The organism is Patescibacteria group bacterium (genome assembly GCA_030583705.1).
Classification (GTDB): Bacteria; Patescibacteriota; Patescibacteriia; order Patescibacteriales; family Patescibacteriaceae; genus Patescibacterium.
Genome location: CP129471.1, coordinates 155,357 through 173,031, shown reverse-complemented (window position 1 = coordinate 173,031; position 17,675 = coordinate 155,357). Strand labels below are relative to the sequence as shown.

The 17,675-nt window shown below is 37.0% G+C and carries 16 protein-coding genes; 2 read left to right on the top strand and 14 right to left on the bottom strand.

Features of this window, described 5'->3' with window-relative positions; genetic code table 11:
• From QY321_00885 to pilM, 6 genes are read right to left on the bottom strand one after another with little or no spacing between them, the layout of a single operon-like run.
• Positions 1 to 375, bottom strand: a complete 375-nt coding sequence (locus QY321_00885) for a response regulator (protein WKZ24972.1) — start codon at positions 373 to 375, stop codon at positions 1 to 3.
• Positions 376 to 402: 27 nt separating this feature from the next.
• Positions 403 to 2,178: a GspE/PulE family protein gene (locus QY321_00880; GenBank protein WKZ24971.1), complete on the bottom strand. Its 1,776-nt coding sequence runs from the start codon at positions 2,176 to 2,178 to the stop codon at positions 403 to 405.
• A 22-nt stretch (positions 2,179 to 2,200) separates the two neighbouring features.
• Complete coding sequence (locus tag QY321_00875) at positions 2,201 to 2,536, bottom strand: hypothetical protein (protein ID WKZ24970.1); 336 nt, start codon at positions 2,534 to 2,536, stop codon at positions 2,201 to 2,203.
• Positions 2,537 to 2,573: 37 nt separating this feature from the next.
• Positions 2,574 to 3,239 (bottom strand): hypothetical protein, encoded by a 666-nt coding sequence (locus QY321_00870; GenBank protein WKZ24969.1) that lies wholly within the window; start codon positions 3,237 to 3,239, stop codon positions 2,574 to 2,576.
• A gap of 11 nt (positions 3,240 to 3,250) precedes the next feature.
• On the bottom strand, positions 3,251 to 5,506 hold the full coding sequence (locus QY321_00865; GenBank protein WKZ24968.1) for a hypothetical protein: 2,256 nt from the start codon (positions 5,504 to 5,506) through the stop codon (positions 3,251 to 3,253).
• Between the two features lie 14 nt (positions 5,507 to 5,520).
• Positions 5,521 to 6,579, bottom strand: coding sequence for a type IV pilus assembly protein PilM (pilM, locus tag QY321_00860; protein ID WKZ24967.1), 1,059 nt, complete (start codon positions 6,577 to 6,579; stop codon positions 5,521 to 5,523).
• A gap of 121 nt (positions 6,580 to 6,700) precedes the next feature.
• On the opposite strand from pilM, the gene QY321_00855 reads away from it, so the two are divergent.
• Both QY321_00855 and radA read left to right on the top strand, forming a co-directional pair.
• On the top strand, positions 6,701 to 7,933 hold the full coding sequence (locus tag QY321_00855) for a hypothetical protein (GenBank protein WKZ24966.1): 1,233 nt from the start codon (positions 6,701 to 6,703) through the stop codon (positions 7,931 to 7,933).
• Between the two features lie 68 nt (positions 7,934 to 8,001).
• Positions 8,002 to 9,324 carry a DNA repair protein RadA gene (radA, locus tag QY321_00850; protein WKZ24965.1) on the top strand — a complete coding sequence of 441 codons (1,323 nt, stop codon included), beginning with the start codon at positions 8,002 to 8,004 and terminating at the stop codon, positions 9,322 to 9,324.
• Here the strand turns inward: radA and trmD are convergent.
• The 8 genes from trmD to ftsA form a co-directional block, all read right to left on the bottom strand.
• On the bottom strand, positions 9,305 to 10,081 hold the full coding sequence (gene trmD / locus QY321_00845; protein WKZ24964.1) for a tRNA (guanosine(37)-N1)-methyltransferase TrmD: 777 nt from the start codon (positions 10,079 to 10,081) through the stop codon (positions 9,305 to 9,307). The two genes, radA and trmD, sit on opposite strands and share 20 nt — an antisense overlap.
• A gap of 203 nt (positions 10,082 to 10,284) precedes the next feature.
• Complete coding sequence (locus QY321_00840) at positions 10,285 to 10,635, bottom strand: KH domain-containing protein (GenBank protein WKZ24963.1); 351 nt, start codon at positions 10,633 to 10,635, stop codon at positions 10,285 to 10,287.
• A gap of 189 nt (positions 10,636 to 10,824) precedes the next feature.
• On the bottom strand, positions 10,825 to 12,132 hold the full coding sequence (locus QY321_00835; protein ID WKZ24962.1) for an FISUMP domain-containing protein: 1,308 nt from the start codon (positions 12,130 to 12,132) through the stop codon (positions 10,825 to 10,827).
• Positions 12,133 to 12,245: 113 nt separating this feature from the next.
• Entirely contained in the window at positions 12,246 to 12,959 is a 714-nt protein-coding gene (locus QY321_00830) for a HAMP domain-containing sensor histidine kinase (GenBank protein WKZ24961.1), read from the bottom strand.
• Between the two features lie 275 nt (positions 12,960 to 13,234).
• Positions 13,235 to 14,029 carry a translation elongation factor Ts gene (gene tsf, locus QY321_00825; GenBank protein WKZ24960.1) on the bottom strand — a complete coding sequence of 265 codons (795 nt, stop codon included), beginning with the start codon at positions 14,027 to 14,029 and terminating at the stop codon, positions 13,235 to 13,237.
• A 48-nt stretch (positions 14,030 to 14,077) separates the two neighbouring features.
• Positions 14,078 to 14,806, bottom strand: a complete 729-nt coding sequence (rpsB, locus tag QY321_00820) for a 30S ribosomal protein S2 (protein ID WKZ24959.1) — start codon at positions 14,804 to 14,806, stop codon at positions 14,078 to 14,080.
• A 258-nt stretch (positions 14,807 to 15,064) separates the two neighbouring features.
• Positions 15,065 to 16,246: a cell division protein FtsZ gene (ftsZ, locus tag QY321_00815; protein ID WKZ24958.1), complete on the bottom strand. Its 1,182-nt coding sequence runs from the start codon at positions 16,244 to 16,246 to the stop codon at positions 15,065 to 15,067.
• A gap of 135 nt (positions 16,247 to 16,381) precedes the next feature.
• Positions 16,382 to 17,641 carry a cell division protein FtsA gene (gene ftsA, locus QY321_00810; GenBank protein ID WKZ24957.1) on the bottom strand — a complete coding sequence of 420 codons (1,260 nt, stop codon included), beginning with the start codon at positions 17,639 to 17,641 and terminating at the stop codon, positions 16,382 to 16,384.
• Positions 17,642 to 17,675 lie beyond the last annotated feature (34 nt).

Below are 17,675 nucleotides of genomic sequence, written 5' to 3'. Positions count from 1 at the left end.
TTAGGCTAATATTTGTTTAACTTTATCAACAATTTCCGAGGGTAAAAAATGAGCTTTAACCAAATAATCAGCCGCTCCAAGCATTAAACCCTGCTCTCTATCTGAAGGACGGCTCAAATTGGTCATTAAAACCACTGGAATAGGCGCTAAAGAAGGCTCTCTTTTTAAAGATCTTAAAAGAGACAAACCATCTTGCCCTGGCAACATAATATCCAAAAGTATAAGACCCGGTTTAAAAGCCTTTATTTCAGGCCAAGCTTCTTCGGCACTGGCTGCACCTTGAATAATAAAACCCTCAGCCAAAAATTTTTGACTGTACATTGACATTAAAAATTTGTCATCTTCCACTAAAAAAATTTTAATTTTACGTTTCATATTGAATTAAATGATTTTAATATGATTCTAATTTTGAATAACTCTCATTACTTCTTCAAGAGTAGTAATGCCCTGAATAGACTTAATTAAACCGTCTTGTTCCATGGTAATGAAAGACTGGTTTTCTCTTACCTCGTCAACAGAAATAGATCCTTTGTTTTTTAAAATTAACTCTTTCATTTCATTATTAACATCAATTGACTCGGAAATACTTACTCGAGAACGATAGCCGGTTTTACCACAATGAGAGCAACCTTCTCCAGTATAAAAAACTACTTTAGTCGGATCAAAATCAGGAATAATAGCCTTAATAGCTGCCTCGGGAATTTCAGCTATTTTAGCCTTTATTTGCGCAAAAAATCCCTCCTCTAACTTAGTTTCTTTCTTACAATATGTACAAATACATCTAGCCAAACGCTGTGCCAAACAAAGATTAAGGACTTGAGCTAAAAGGAAAGGTTCAATTTTCATATCAAGTAAACGCCCTATAGTACCAATAGCATCTCTAGTGTGTAAGGTGGATAAAACCAAGTGGCCAGTTAGCGCGGCATGAATAGCCAATTCAGCCGTCTCATTGTCACGAATTTCTCCAACCATGATAATATCAGGGTCCTGACGCAAAATAGAACGTAAACCGCTGGAAAAGGTAAAATTAACCTCCGGATGAACCTGTGATTGGTTAACGCCTTTAACAAAATATTCTACTGGATCTTCCAGGGTAATGATATTTCTGGATTCTTGGTTTAAAATATGCAGTAAAGAATAAAGAGTTGTGCTCTTACCGGAACCGGTCGGACCGGTTACTAGCATAATACCACCAGTTTTATCTAAATTACTCTTTAGGGTTTTTAAAGAAAGACCAGCAAAGCCCAATTTTTCCAAGTCAGTAACTCCCCTGGCTGTGTCGAGCACACGCATAACAACTTTTTCATTGTCCAAAAGAGGCATAGAAGAAACACGAAAGTCAACATCTCTTTCATTAATACGTAAACGTATACGTCCGTCTTGCGGTATGCGAGTTTCATCAAGCTTAAGATCAGAAAGAACCTTAATACGAGCTATTACTGAAGAATGAACATCTTTTGGTAAAACCAAAGAAGTATGTAAAATACCGTCAATACGGTAGCGAACACGGCACTCTTTTGGCAAAGGCTCTATATGAATGTCGCTAGCACCACCTTCAATCGCATGACGAATAATTACTGAAACGATTTTAGCTACTGGAGCATCTTGAACCACCCCTTCAACAGTTGAGGTGTCTTCAAGTTTTTTAACAGCCTCTCTGTCTTTTTCGTCTTTTTTTGCTTTAAGGGCTAAAGCACTAGAAACTTCCTTACTAATATCTTTATATTGTTTAAAAACCGTATTAAAGCTGGCTAAAGAAATAAGGTAATAATCAATAACAAATTTACCCCTCTGGGCTAAAAACTGCATGGCCTCTTTAGCTTTAACGTTTTCAGAATCAACTAAGCCAACCTTAATACGGTTACCCTCTTTTTCAAAAGCCACAATCTTATAATGCTCAGCAATATTTGGTGGCACCAAATTAAGTGTCTCTTCTTCAACCACCCTATCCATTAGATCAATATAAGGAAAACCAAAAAACTCAGCTTTGGCTTTAATAAAATCTTCAACTGCCAAAAGGTTTTTTTCTAAAATTATATCTTCTATATTTTTACCGGAAGAGGAGGACTCGGATAAGATAGTAGTAGCTGTAGCTTCGGAAATAAAACGACGCGCTACTAAATTATCCAGCAGAGCTTTTTCTTTGTCATTACCTTGTCTAACTTTATCGTTGGCCATACAATCAATAAGAAAATCACTATTAATAAAAAGGTAGGAAGGGGTTGGAATATCTTACCTTGCTACCTGAGTCAGCAACAGGTTTCTCTCTATCCTCCTCTGCAAATTCTTCCTCAATATCTCTAATATCTTTATCTGATAATACTGGTTGAAGATTTTTAAAAGTATCATCATCAAAAAGACCAAAGTTAAGATCCTTTTGTTCAAGTAAAGCACTGGGGCCTTTTTCACCAGACTGACTATCTATATCCAAAGGATTAAACCATTTCTCAACATTTATAATAAGAAAAAATAAAGCACCAGCCACTAACAAGGCGCTGAGATAGAGAGCTAAAAGTTGTTTATTTTCTTGAGTCATAATGATTTAATAATCAAACTATAATAAAAATAATGTCCTACTTCTTATAATATACCAAAATCTTTAATTTGGCGATTACGGCTACTGGATCATACTCTAAATGAATCACATCCATTAAACGTAAATTGGTACGTAATTCTTTCATAATCTCCTTGAATTGAATATAATCCAAGCCGCTAATGGTTACCGAGGTTTCCGCAATACCTATCTGATTAACCAAGGGCCCTCGATCTACTTGCACAATTGAAGGAAATTTATCTGCAGGATTATCTAGATCCACCACTTCAATGGACTCTATGTTTACTATAGGGGGCTTGTCCTTTGGATTAAGGCTTTCCACTAAAACATTCAACTCTCTCGTAATAACGGTTTTTAAACGAGGAAAGTCATATTTTGATGATAAGATATATTCAATACGATTTTTATCTTCCCTTGAAATATCATTATACATTTTAATAATCTTGTTCATTTCTATTAAATAATCAGATTTAGCTAAATAATCCTCGTCTCTTGAAAGATTTTCCCTATCAACGGTAATTGAATCAACCTTGGGTTTTAATAAAAACCAATAACCGGAGAAAAGAATAGCCAAACAAACAATAACAATAAACCAAGCAAAAAACCGGACAAAAAAATCAAAAACCGAAGATTTCTCATCATGACTTTTTGGTGCTACTTTTTTTTCAACAATTATATTAGCCATATGAATATTTTCTAATTACCCCCAACAAAAATTAAAGGGTCAATCTCAATCTCTAAATTAAACATTATTCTATTATCACCACCTGAAGAAGGTGCCTGATTTTCATCTTTATTCTCTTCTTCAGAAGAAGTCTGTTGAGTCTCATTGCCACCAACCAGGGCCTGACTGTTTTGGGTCGTAACACTTTTAACCCATTTGTGTTTTCTTAATACTTCTTCTTGAGAAGTCTGAGCAGCCAAATTTCTGGCTATACCGGGAATAACATACTTGCCGGAAATATCTCCCGAAAAACGCTCCCAATAAACATCAGTTAAAGTTGTTTCCTCCAACATTAAAGCAAATCCCACCCAAGACACATGATTTTTTATAATGGAGCTTACAAAAACCAAAGAATTGTTAAAATCAATCACTTCACGCAGTTCAGTTTCTTTTTCAGCAATTTGTTTATTGATCGCCTGATAATTAATTTGTGATTCTCGGCTTTTATCAATAATATCTTTTTGCCAAATTAATAAGCCGATATAGGCGACACTGATTATCAAACAACACAATATTACCGATAAAGATAACACCAAGGTCTTTTGTTTCCAATTAAAGAAAACTACCTGTTGATTTTTAACCAAGTTGGTTTGTGGCCCCCTGTAAGATTGCCAAAAACGGTTTTCTACAGAAAGTCGGTGTCTAACTACCTCTTCCTCTTCTCTTTCTTTGGAAAGCTTAAGGGCTAATTTGCTTTTTTTCCCAGCTAATAAATCACTACTATCTACATTTACTGAATCCTTTACCGACTGAGCTTGCTTGTCTTGAATTTTTTTATCATTCAGATCCTTAGGTAAAGAATTTTCCAAAGGAACACCTTCTTTTTCCTTAATATCACTTTTTTTAATCTCCCTACTAAACTCGTCAGAGTCAAGAAAAACTGTAGGAATATCATTATCCAAGACAAGATCGTTTTTATAATTATCATTGAGTTCATTATTATCTTCACTAAGCTTTCTGCTATCTTCATGAGATTCCTTGTTTTTTTCAAGTTGATTACCTACCTCAATTTTTTTATCTCTAAAACTCTCTTTAGTTTCTTTACCCTCTTGATTATCCTCACTAACTTTTTTAACAAAACCACCCTCTTTAAAATCAGAGACAACAATTGGTGCTTTAATAGACTCATTATTTTCTTCATTCTCCTTTGTTTTGGATTTTTTAAACAAAGACAAAGAAGAAAAGAAGAAAGATAATGAGGCGGAAAGAGCGGAAAAAATACCAGTCTTGGGCCGAGGAGGCTTTTCAAGACCAATGGGTGATAAAGATTTTTTTTCCAAAATCGGTGAAGCTGCTTTTATCGGCTCTTCCTCATCTTCTTTTGTAGGCTCTCCAAATAAGATAATTGACTCTTTATTCGAATTATCTTTAATTTCTTTTTCTTGTTCTATTTCCGATTTTACCTCAGTAGTTTGATGAGATTTTTCTTCTTCAACTTCATGGGTCTTTTCTTTTTTAACTTCATGAAACTTTTCCTCTCCATTGATTTTTTCCTTCTTTTGGGACATACCAAAAGCAGCCAGTAATTTTTCAAAGAAAGTTAAAGAATCTGCTTTATCTTTTTTTTGTGCTTTATCTATCTCTGTCTTAAGGCTTTTATCTTGTGACTTAGAGTTATTACTTAAAACAGAAACTTCCTTAGTTGGCTCTTCTTTTGTTTCTTGCTTTACTTCCTCTTTTGTCTCGGTCTTTATCTCCTTAATCTCAGGAACTTTAACTTCAGGATGTTTTTCTTCTTTATTAATTTTTTCTTTCTCTCGAGACACACCAAAAGCAGCAAAAAGTTTTTCAAAAAAAGTTAAAGAATGTATTTTACCTATCTCTGTTTTAGAATTTTTATCTTCTACCTTAGGGTCATTATTAAAAAAAGAAGTTTCTTTAATGGGCTCTTCCTTTATCTCTGGCTTTAGGTCTTTAACTTCATCATTTTTTATTTCTTTAACTTCATGATTTTTTTCTTGTTTAATTGTTCTTTCTTTAAAAAAGTTTTTTTCTTGCTTTTGCCCACCCGACGCTTGCGAAATATGTCTTTTTTTATCAAGTCTCTCAGCCTCTTTAGCTCGACGTTTTTCAAAACTATTAATCTCCCACTTTAAACGAGCGGCTCTTAAGCGATGCTTAAGAGTTCGTAGTTTATACATTTTTTTTCTTAGCCACCTTGAAAAACCTCCCGGAGCCTTACCGGGCGGTGTTTGCTTATGCTTTAGGGAAGGGATAATAAAAGCCATACTAGCCAAACTCGCTAATTCCTATCAAACTCCCGCATAGCTAGACCAATGGCCACTGCCATACGAGGACCTATTTTCTCAAGAATGGGCTTAAGTTCAAAAGGATAAGCTATTCTAAACCAGGGGTCTCCGACCACTGTATTAATATTAAAATAATCACTCAAGTAATCTGACAGACCAGGCAAAAGAGCACCGCCACCGGTTAACATTATTTTTTCCACCCGACGTCCGTCTTTGCCACCAAAAACATCCAAAATATATTTTATTTCATTAACCACCGGTGCTAACGCTTCTATAATCATAGCCGGCATAACTTGCCCGTCCGGATCTTGTTTGTGAACTAAGTCATGTTTAAACTGCTCCGCTTGAATTAAAGGAATATTAGCTTGGGCAGCAATCGCTTGGGTAATATTAATACCGCCAGCGGCAATACTTCTATTAATAACCGGTACGCTTTTATCCACTACAAAAATATTAGTGGTGGTTGAACCAAGTTGCACAATCATTACCGGGGATCTGTCATTACCTAACAAAGAACGAATTAGAGCAAAAATCTCCGTTTCTAAACTTAACAAGTTCATTTCAGCCGCTTTAAAGACACTCACATAATTTTGGATCAAGGCTTTAGGGGCTCCAGTTAACAGAATACGGCTACTACCCTTTTCTTCTTCGGTGGCACCAAAGCTAATCTTCTGCCAATCTAAAACAATGTCTTGCAACGGCAAAGGAATAACCTTTTTAGCCTCCCAGTTAATAGCAGCTGTAATATCTTTTTTAGCCACGCTATCGTTAATGTTAATAATTGAAGAAAAAACCGAAAAAGTCGGCAAGGAAACCAAAACCGAATTTGAAGAAGTTTTTGCCTTATGGCAAATCTTTTTGATCAAATCAGAGGTTTTAACAACATCGAGCTGTGCCTGATTAGGCGTTACCGCATCAGCGAAGCGTTCGCTAAAACCGTAGGTAGCTAAAGCCACCTTGCCGCCATTGCGTCTTAGCTCTACCACCTTAACGCTAGGAGCACTAATGTCAATGCCCAAGTAACCTTGGGGCGAAGAAGAAAATAGTCCCATAAAATGTAAAGATAATTGCACCGCTTTGACACGGGAAACAATAAATTATATACTATAATCAATACACTCTAAATTATACCATAGACGTTTTAATTAAACAACTTATTTTTATTAAAAACATATGCCAATGACAATACCTCCAGGAATGGGGAAAAAAATCCTCTTAAGCCTTCTTTTATTGGCTGTTGCCGTTTTAATCGGCTACGCTATTTTTAGGATGTTTTTCTTCACTTCACCAATCAGTGAAACTTTCCCTGAGGACGATCCAAGCCTTGGTGATGGCTTTCCTCAAGCAGGCCCTGGAATACCGGGAGAATTTGATCCCGAGGGTGAAGGAATATTTCCAGGAACTGACCCTATTATTTCTCAACCGCCCCTATCATCCGACCCTTCTAGTCCAACAGACCCAAGTGAAATAGCTCCCAGAAGCGCTTTTGCGACCATGAATAATCAACAAAAACTTCAATTCTACAACCCCGCCGACAATAGATTTTATACGGTTAACGCTAATGGAGAAATACAAATGCTGGCGGATCAACAATTTTTTAATGTCTCAAACGTTATTTGGGCACCGGATGGAGACAAAGCTATTATTGAATACCCGGACGGTAATAAGATAAACTATAATTTTCAAACCAATAGACAAGTTACCCTACCAAAACACTGGAAAGATTTTGATTTCTCACCAAACGGTGACCAAATAGTTTCTAAAAGCATAGGTCTTGACCCCCAAAACCGTTGGCTGATCGTCTCTTCCGACGATGGCTCACAATCTAAAGCCATTGAACCCTTGGGAGATAACGAAAGAATGGTAATTTCTTCTTGGTCACCCAATAATCAAATGGTTGCCATGTATGTACAAGGAGTTGACTTTAATCGTAAAGAAGTTTTCTTTGTCGGACAAAATAATGAAAACTTTAAATCAATCATTACCGAAGGAAGAGATTTTCGTCCTCTTTGGTCCCCAACTGGGCAACAGTTGGTCTACAGTGTTTATTCTTCAGATAATGACTATAAACCAACCCTGTGGACGGTAGACGCTCATGGAGACGCTGTTGGAGCTAATCGTCGACCACTTAATTTAAATACTTGGGCAGATAAATGTACTTTCGCGGGAAATAACGGTTTATACTGCGCGGTACCGCAAAGACTGGAAAGAGGAGCTGGTATGTTGCCAGAAATCGCCGCCAATACCCCAGATGTTCTTTATCGCATTAATTTACAAACCGGCCTAAGAGAAATGATTAATACTAACTTAAATCACCCGATGACTAACCTTCGTCTCTCACCGGACGGTAATTATCTCTACTACATTGACCCTATAAGCGGACGCTTAATGAGAATAAATCTTTAACAGATCTTTAATAAATTCTGTTACTTAATTCAAGTTCTTAAAAAATCTCTCCGTTATTAATTATATATATGCCTAAAAACTTATCTCTTTATGTTTGCACCGCCTGCGATGCACAATCCGCCAAGTGGCAAGGTCGTTGCACAGAGTGTGGTGCTTGGGGCTCTTTAGTACCCACCGAACAATCTTCTTCTACTTCATCTAAAGAGGCTGAGGTTGTTTTATTATCCTCAGCTAAGCAAGCTAATCTTAATCGTCTAAAAACCGAAGTTAAAGAAATAGACAGAGTTTTCGGAGGTGGTCTAGTAGTTGGTTCATTAACTCTTTTAGCCGGCGAACCGGGTATTGGAAAGTCCACCCTGGTAGCGCAGATTGCCAATAATTTATCTAAAAATCATAAAATAATTTACGTTTCCGGCGAAGAATCTTTAGGGCAAATAAGGATGAGACTTGAAAGACTTAATTGTGACTTATCTAAGTTTAATTGTATTACTGATACGGACATTGAAGCAGTGGCTAAGGCTATAGAAAAGAATCACCCTTCGTTGGTGATTATAGATTCAATCCAAACAGTACATAGTCCACTAATACCGCAAGAAGCCGGTAGTCTTAATCAAATTAGAGCCGCCGCCTCTCGTTGTTTGGAAACAGCTAAGAAAAATGATATAGCTATGATCTTAATCGGTCATATTACCAAAGATGGTAATTTAGCTGGTCCAAAATCTCTTGAGCATCTGGTAGACACTGTCCTTTATCTTGAACAAGAAAACTCCGGTGGATACCAAGTCTTAAGAGCAGCTAAAAATCGTTTTGGTTCAACCGATGAAATAGGTCTTTTGGAAATGACCGGTCTTGGCTTTAAAGAAGTAACCAATCCAACAGCTATCTCGTTAAAAGATGAAAATCTAAAGATTAGCGGATCGGCCGTGGGTTGTATTATTGAGGGCAGTCGTCCATTTTTAGTGGAAATCCAAGCCCTAGTAACTAAAACCGTTTTCGGTTATCCGCAAAGAAAAACCTCAGGCTTTGACCTAAACAGACTGCAAGTTTTAGCCGCCGTTATTAATAAAAGAACCAAGTTTAATTTAAGTAATCAAGATATTATTCTTAACGTAGTTGGAGGATTTAAAACCACGGATCCAGCCTTGGATGCGGCGGTTTGCGCAGCGGTTATTTCCTCCTTTTTAGATCGCCCTCTCCCCACTGGGCGCCTAATCATGGGTGAAGTTGGCTTAGGTGGAGAGATAAGAGCCATTCCACAAACAACGCTGCGTCTTAAAGAGGGCCTTAAGTTAGGCTTTAGTGAAGCCGCTCTACCTCGTCCGGAAAAAAGTGTTAAAATTGAACAAAAACAAATTAAGAAACTGGAAGATCTTAACGCTTTATTTTCTTAGTTTTTTCTCCGGTTATCTTTTTAGACTTAGACTTTTTAACTGACGTATCTCTAGCTAAAACTTTTTTATCATGAAGTTTTTGCGTAGCCATTGCTTTACGCCACTTGGCAATTTCCCCGTGATGACCAGATAATAAAACAGCTGGTACCAAATGTTTTTTATTACCAAATTTAACAATCTCAGGCTTAGTGTAATGCGGGTACTCAAGTTGTCCGGGAGTATTATGAGACTCATCCACTAAGCTTTGGCTATTTCCTAAGACAGCAGGTAAAAGACGAGCTACCGAGTCAACCATCGCCAAAGCCGCCACCTCTCCCCCAGTCATAACAAAATCACCTAAAGATATTTCTTCATCCACTAAGGACAAAACTCTTTCATCAATACCCTCATAACGTCCACAGATAAAAGTTAGAGAAGAAAAAGAAGAATAGTGTCTCGCTAAAGATTGGTCCCAGCGTCGCCCAGAGGCAGATAAAAGAATAATAGCCTGTTTCTTACTATTCTTGCTCTTTTTCCTCTTCTTCGGATAGAGCTTGTTGTCTTTCAACGCGCGATAAATAGGTTCAACTTTCATTACCATACCAGCGCCTCCACCGTAAGGGGTGTCATCCACTGTACCATGAGTATCTTCAGCATAAGCACGGATGTCAATTGGTTTAACAACAATCTTTTTTTGTTTCAAAGCCCGCCCTAAAACACCCGAAGAAAAATATTCTTCAATAATTTTAGGAAAGATGGTTAAGATATTGAAAATCATAAGTTAAAACATTAAAAATTATAAAGAAAAATAAAACTTTTTATGAAGGTTATAGTATTATAAAGATAGCACAAAAGTAAGAAAAAAGAAAAAGAAGAAATATAATAGAAAGATATCAAAGAATAATAGAGAAAAGCACAAAAAGAAAAAGAAGAAAAAATAAGACCCCGCTTTAACGGGGTCTTATTAATTCTAATGTAAGATTAGATGGTTAAACTGTCCAAATCATCAATCACAGAAGTGTCGACATCGTCATTAGCGCGTGCCTGATTTTCATCACGGCGGCGAGGTGGACGAACAGAGCCTTCCGGTTCATAGATTTTTAAGTTAACACGAGCATTATTCTTGGCACCAACTATTTTAAGAAGGGTGCGAATAGCCTGAGCGGTTTGTCCGCGGCGACCAATAACATAACCCATATCCTCCGGGTTGATTTTTAAAGTTAGGAGAACGCCCATTTCATCAACAGTTCGTTCAACAACAACATCTTCCGGATGACCAACAATCGTCTTAACGATTGATTCCAGGAAATCCTTGTCTTGCGTATCTGACATAGATTTTTAAATAATTCTTGCCGTATTGACTATTTTTTAAAAGCGACAATTCGTCAAGAAACTTAATAATTAGCCTCTCATTATCATTATAGCGCAAATTAAAGGGTTTGTCAATGACATTATTTGGTAGATAATTATTACCTTATATCTTTAATTACTTACTAAGGATAAAGATAAATAATTCAATAACTAAGAGTCTTTGAGGCAACGTACGGAAAAGCCAGCGCCCTTATTAGTTGGATACCGAAGAATCGTCGAAAAACCTGTGTTAAGAGACCGATAACGAGCATTAACAGAGCTAGACTGAAGTGATGACCAGAAGAAGTTGGTACTCGATAGATTACTAAATAAGTCACCAGTGGTTCGATAGCCAGATAATATAGCGGAAAAACCAACTAAGTCATCACCTGCTCCATTGACTGAACCTTGTCCGACTTTCTTTAGAGATTTACCAGCTCCTTTAGGCCCACCGCCATTAGTACCATTATCATCTCCACACCGCGCATACGAATCAATTAAAGTACAAGAATATTGATTTGCAGTACTAGCAATTGTTGCTACAGTGTATTGCTCTAAGGTATTGAACTCTTGATCTGTTGGAATATGAAATCCATCTGGGCAAATTCCTTGGTGTGGGGTTTGAATTTGGGCGGAACAATCTGTCGTTAAACAAGTGGTTGGTAGATTCATAGCTTCTGCCCAAGTGTAGAGCCCTCCATGGTTAACAGCTGGAGTAACCCCGCAGTTAGATGTACTATTATTAAAACACCATTTTTCTATAATATTATCGTTTGAAGGCATAGTAGCGGCTGAGGCTAACATAGTACCAATATTCATATTCTCCTTCATCCAGCATTGTGAACCTATTTGTACAGTATTATAAATATTGCCATCTAGATCAGTGATTTGACCTCCACAGTTAATAACCCCTGCATCTGTTTGATAACTAACGGGTCCTGCTGTAAAAGAACCACTACTACTACCTATACAACCTGAGAATTGATAATGTCCTGGTTTATGAGCAATTTCTGTATAGGTATATTCACTATCTGGACAGATACCATCTGTTCTGGGAGTGGGGTTTTCAGGTACTTTGTTCATATATACTACTCCACCTTGTTCTAGGGGTTGTCCTGGGGTAATAGAGGAAGGATATTCATTATTATCTGCATAATATAACTCTAGGGCATTAGCCATAGCTTTTAGATCATTTAGTCTTTTAGCGTCTCTAGCACTAGTACGAGAATTACCTAGGGCTACTACTACTAGAGTAGATAATATACCTATAATAGCTATGACTACTAGAAGTTCAATGAGGGTGAAGGCTTTTACTGTTTTATTAGATTGTAGAATAAAAGCTTTATTATTATATAATTTTTTATTTAACTTGCTATTTAACATACTATTTAGTCTAGTACCTACCCCACTGTTAAACACCTCAAATCGTTGAGGTGTTTTCTTTATTTTTTGGTTTTCCTTATTCTGTTTATATAGCATGACAGTATAACTAAGGTTAAAGTTAAGAATGTTGTTTCAAAAGGAGACTTGTCTGTATTATTTATACTTATCTATATTATTATAATACCATTTAATAGGCGCTAATACAATACTTACTTAATTGGTAATTTAATCGTTATCTTTAAACCTCCTTTTTGGTTTTTCTCGGCTTTAATTGTTCCTTGGTGGGCTTCAATGATCATTTTTGAAACATATAGACCCAAACCAAAGCCTTTCTCACTTGAACCTTTGACTTTATATCTTGAGAACTTACTAAAAAGATCTTTAAGTTGTTTTTGGTTAAGTCCTGGTCCTGAATCACTAACTATAATAAGTACATGTTTTGTTAAAGCCTTAACTTCAATCATTACTCCACCCTGCTTGGTATATTTAATCGCATTATCCAATAAATTAACTATTGCCTGATGAAGCAATAGTTCATCCGCTAAAATAGTCTTTTTTCCTAAAACCTTAGAACGTAGATAAAGATTCTTTCCTTCGGCTTTTGGTTTTATTTCTTCAACTAAAGCTTTAATATAGCTACTTAACTCTATCTTAGTCTTAAAAACTTTTAATTTTCCATCTTCCAGCCTTGAAGCGTTTAAAAGATTCTCCACCAATCTAAGCATTCTTTCATTAGCCTGCCAAACAGCGGTAAGGGCAGCTTTTAGTTTATCATCCAAAGAACCAAAATCTCCAGCCAAAATCATGGCCAGATAGCCATTCATAATGGTTAGAGGTGTACGTAGCTGATGAGAAGCTACTGCCACAAAATCCTCTTCTTCCGTCTGGCTTTCACTTACTTTTTTAATATTTCTTTTATTCATATAATCTTTTAATCTTTAAGAGGCTTTAAGTTTAATAAATGATAATCATTCATTACTACCCTATTAGTTTATCATATAAATCTTTAAATAAAAAGTATTAAAAAAGCAGGGCTGATTTGTTCTTTTTAATCTAAAGTATATAATAAAGACTCACCCTAAGGCGAGTCTTTATTATCCTAATCTTATTAATTTTACTTGCTTACTTGGTTCTTGCTCTTACTTAGTAATTCTTTAAATCTAAATAATTAAAGAATATTGTGTTTCAGTTTTTTACTTTAGCTTAAAGCAAAACGTACAAAGGCTTCAATACTAATACCATTAAGAATCTCTTCAACCTTTTTCTTGTCTTCCTTAATATATTCTTGTTTAACTAAACAAATTTCTTCATAATACTTATTAACCTTACCACCTAGAATCTTCTCTACCATTTCTTCAGGTTTGCCTTCTTTAAGTAATTGTTCGCGATATATCTCCTTTTCTTTATCTAGTTCCTCTGTTGCGACCTCTTCAGGAAGAATATAGCGAGGAGCAGCGGCAGCTACATGCATAGCAATGTCTTGAGCCAAAGCTTCTTGCCCCGCTTGATTTAGAGCCACTAAAGCTCCGATATTACCTTGAGGATGAGCATAAACACCAATAGTGCCCTCGGTACTGATCATTTGGTAATTACCCAAAGTAATCTTCTCTCCAATCACCCCGGATAAAAGTTCTAATCTTTCACTAACCGTACTGTCTCCTAAAGTCATACCCAAAAGAGCTTCTTTGTCGGTAGGTGAATTAACTAAAATAGCTTCTTTAATTTCTTTAGCTAAAGACTGGAACTGGTCATTACGAACAACAAAATCTGTTTCAGCGTTCATCTCAAAAATATATCCTTTATTATTATCAGCAAAAACCATTACCAAGCCCTGGTTAGTTTCCCGGTCACCTCTTTTAGCGGCTTTGGCTATACCCTTCTTACGAAGAATTTCTACTGCCTGTTCAAGGTCTCCACCGGCTTCTTCTAAGGCTGCCTTACAATCTACAATACCAGCGCCAGTTCTCTCGCGAAGTTTTTTAATCATTTCCATATGTTTATTTTAATATTAGTTAAAAGTTTTTAAGAAAAGAAAACTATCCTATTCCTTATCCTTAATTTCTTCTTCTTTTCTTTGTCCGGCCTCTTTAATGGCCCCTTTAATGGCTGCCAATACCAAATCCACGGTTTTAGAAGCGTCATCATTACCGGGGATAATGTAGTCAATACCATCTGGGTTAACGTTAGTATCGCAAATAGCGACAATTGGCAAACCTCTTTTTTTAGCTTCGGTTAAAGCGGTTTTTTCTTGCTTAATATCCCAGATAAAAATAATGTCCGGTACACGATTTAAAGTAGATAAACCCCCAACCAACTTGGATAGTTTGGTAATCTTACGATTAAACTGAAGTTGTTCTTTTTTGGTATATTTTTCCAACTTACCAGCTGCCTGATCTTCAGTTAAATCACGGAAGGTTCTAATGGAATTTTTAATTACATTAAAATTAGTTAAAGTACCTCCCAACCAACGTTGGTTAACGTAAGGCATACCGACTTCCTCGGCCAATTCCTGAATCTTTTGTTTAACCTGCTGCTTAGTTCCAACCAATAGAATATTTTTTCCTTGGGCAACAGACTGCGAGATAAAATCAAGAGCTGTCTGAAATTTTTCCCTGCTAATATCCAGGTTAATAATATGAATACCCTTACGGGCTTCAAAGATATAAGGCTTCATTTTCGGATGCCACTTGGAAGTGCGGTGTCCGAAATGCATACCTGCTTCAAGCATGTCGGCCACACTCGGTGACTCGACAGATATTTTTTTTGACATAAGCTTTTTTCCTTTAAACCTCTGTTTCAATTACCGATAAATCGGCAAGGAAAATCCATTTGAAACATGAGAGATTAGTAAATAAATAAATTGGCTAAAGCCAATTAACTATTGGAATTATAGGCTAGTTTCTTTTTTGTGTCAAGTTGGCCAGTTATTACTATAATTTAAACCCGCCAAATACTTGACGGGTTTAAATATCTTCTTTAATTAAGGTTTAATTAGATGACTAGAAAATTCAAGAAAAAACTCTCTGGTTTACATCATCTTTTTACGGATAAAAGTCGGAATAGATAGTTCATCATCTTCTTCTTCCTCGGCTGAGGGCTTCTTATTAGCTGGTTCAGACTGAGCCATTTTTAAAGCCGATGGTTTACTTTTAGGAGGAGGAGGAGAGACTTTGTTTTGATCTTCTTCAATAAAAGGCGTTGGGCTATATGAACGTTGGGGTACCTGATCAATAGTTGAAGAAGTTCCCACCGGTCTCTTGCCGTTAAAGCCAGTAGCTACCACCGTAATTTTTACTTCATCTTTATATTTCGGATCTATCATAACTCCGAAAATTACCTTAGCGTCTTCGTCAGCTGAGGAGGTTATTACTTTGGCGGCTTCACTTACTTCGTGCATAGATAAATCATTTCCACCAACCACAATAAAGAGAATACCACGAGCACCCTCAATGGAAGTTTCGAGTAAAGGAGAGTTAATAGCCATCTTGGCAGCTTCAATCGCCCTATTCTCACCAGAAGCCTGTCCAATGCCCATTAAAGCAGTACCAGAGCCGGACATAACAGCCGAGACGTCTTTAAAGTCCAAGTTAATGGATTGTGGTACGGTAATAATTTCGGAGATTCCTTGAACTCCTTGTCTTAAAACTTCATCAACCACCATAAAGGCATCAAGGATAGAAGTCTTTTTTTCAATAACTTGTAAAATCTTATCATTAGGAATAGCAATAATAGTATCTACCTTGTCGCTAATATCAGCCATACCTCTTTCAGCAATTTGTTTTCTTTGTCCACCTTCAAAAGAAAAAGGTTTGGTAACCACCGCTACAGTTAAAGCGCCTATGTCTCTGGCTAACTCAGCAACTACCGGAGCTGCCCCGGTACCTGTTCCTCCACCTAATCCACAAGTGATAAAAACCATGTTAGCGTCTTTAAGAGAATCACGAATTTCGTTTTGTGCTTCTTCAGCTGCCGCTCTTCCCAATTCAGGATTCATACCAGCTCCCAATCCCTTAGTAATGGTCTTACCGATATGAATTTTCTTAGAAGCTTTATTATAATGCAAGGCTTGCACATCAGTGTTGATGGCGATAAATTCCACGCCCTTAATACCGCTTTCAATCATGCGGTTTAAAGCACTGCCGCCGGAACCACCAACTCCGACAACTTTTATCTTGGCGAAACTTTCCACCATTGGTTTAACTTCTGCCATATGAGTAATTTAAAAATAAGAGTAAAATTATTTTAAGGATAAATAAAGAACCGTCTGACATATATTATATGTCAGACGGTTAAAATTAGCAAGTCTTACTGAACACAAATATTGTTCAACAGATAAAAATTCTATTTAAGGTTTTAAATTCTTAAGCCAACCCTTAACCATATTCACCGCTTTACCTACTGCTGGTATTTCCAAAGATCTTTTTGGAGACTGACTATCTAAAGACATCTGATCACCCCAAACAGCTAAACCAAGAGCAGTTAAATATTCAAGCTCATTAACCTTATCAACCACCGTCGCTACACTGCGGTTAGCGCCAAGATGAGCAGGCAAACGCATTTTCTTTTTAGCAGTTTCTACTAAACCGGAAAGCTTAGCTCCGCCACCGATCAGGCAAAGTCCAGCCGGCAACATGCCTGAACGTTCTATCCTATTAAGTTCAGCGTCCACCTTTTCAAAAATCTCTTCAACTCTGGCTTCAATAATATCGGCAATAAACTTACGAGAGATAATCGGGTTATCATCGCCATCCTCTTCTTCCAGTAAGTCGGAAATATCTACTTCATCTTTTTTGGTAAAAAGATCAGAACGAGAACTACCATATTTAATCTTAATCTTCTCAGCTAAACCAATAGAGCAACGAAGTCCAATGGCAATGTCTGAGGTTATATGAGAAGAACCTAAAGGAATAACCGCTGCATGAATCAGCTCACCTTCCTCAAAAACCGCTAAACTGGTGGTAGAAGCGCCAATATTAATAACCGCCACACCTAACTCTTTTTGCTTATTACTAACCACTACACTAGCAGCCGCCATTGGTGAGAAAACAATATCATCTATGGATAAAGAAGTATGATCAACCGCCTTAGTAAAATTCTTAATTTGACTGGATAAGTTCTGTACGATCAAAGTAACAGCCTCTAAACGAATACCAGTCATACCAATAGGATTTTTTACGTCTTCTTGATTATCTACAATAAATTTAAGAGGTATAACATGTAAAATCTCGTAGTTGGGAGGGGTAGCTAAGGCTTGGGCGGCTTCAATAACTCTCGCAAAATCTTCCTGATTGACTTCACTATCACTGCGACTAACTGCCACTACCCCACGACTGTTCTGACACTTAACACTAGGCCCGTTAATACCCACCCAAACAGACTCTAGATTTGTTCCTAAAAGCCTCTCGGCCTTTTCTAGGACTGCCGAAATACAAGCAGTAGCATCTTCAATGCTATTAATAATTCCCCTGCTTACTCCAGCTGAAGGCACGGACAAGGCACCGACAATTTGCAGACGATCTCCCTGATCAGTCTGCATTCTTTGCCCGACTACCAGTCGGGTTTCTGTTGATCCGATATCTAAACCGGCAATAATTGAATCTTTCATAAGCTGAATAAAAATTGTATACAAAGCCCTTATA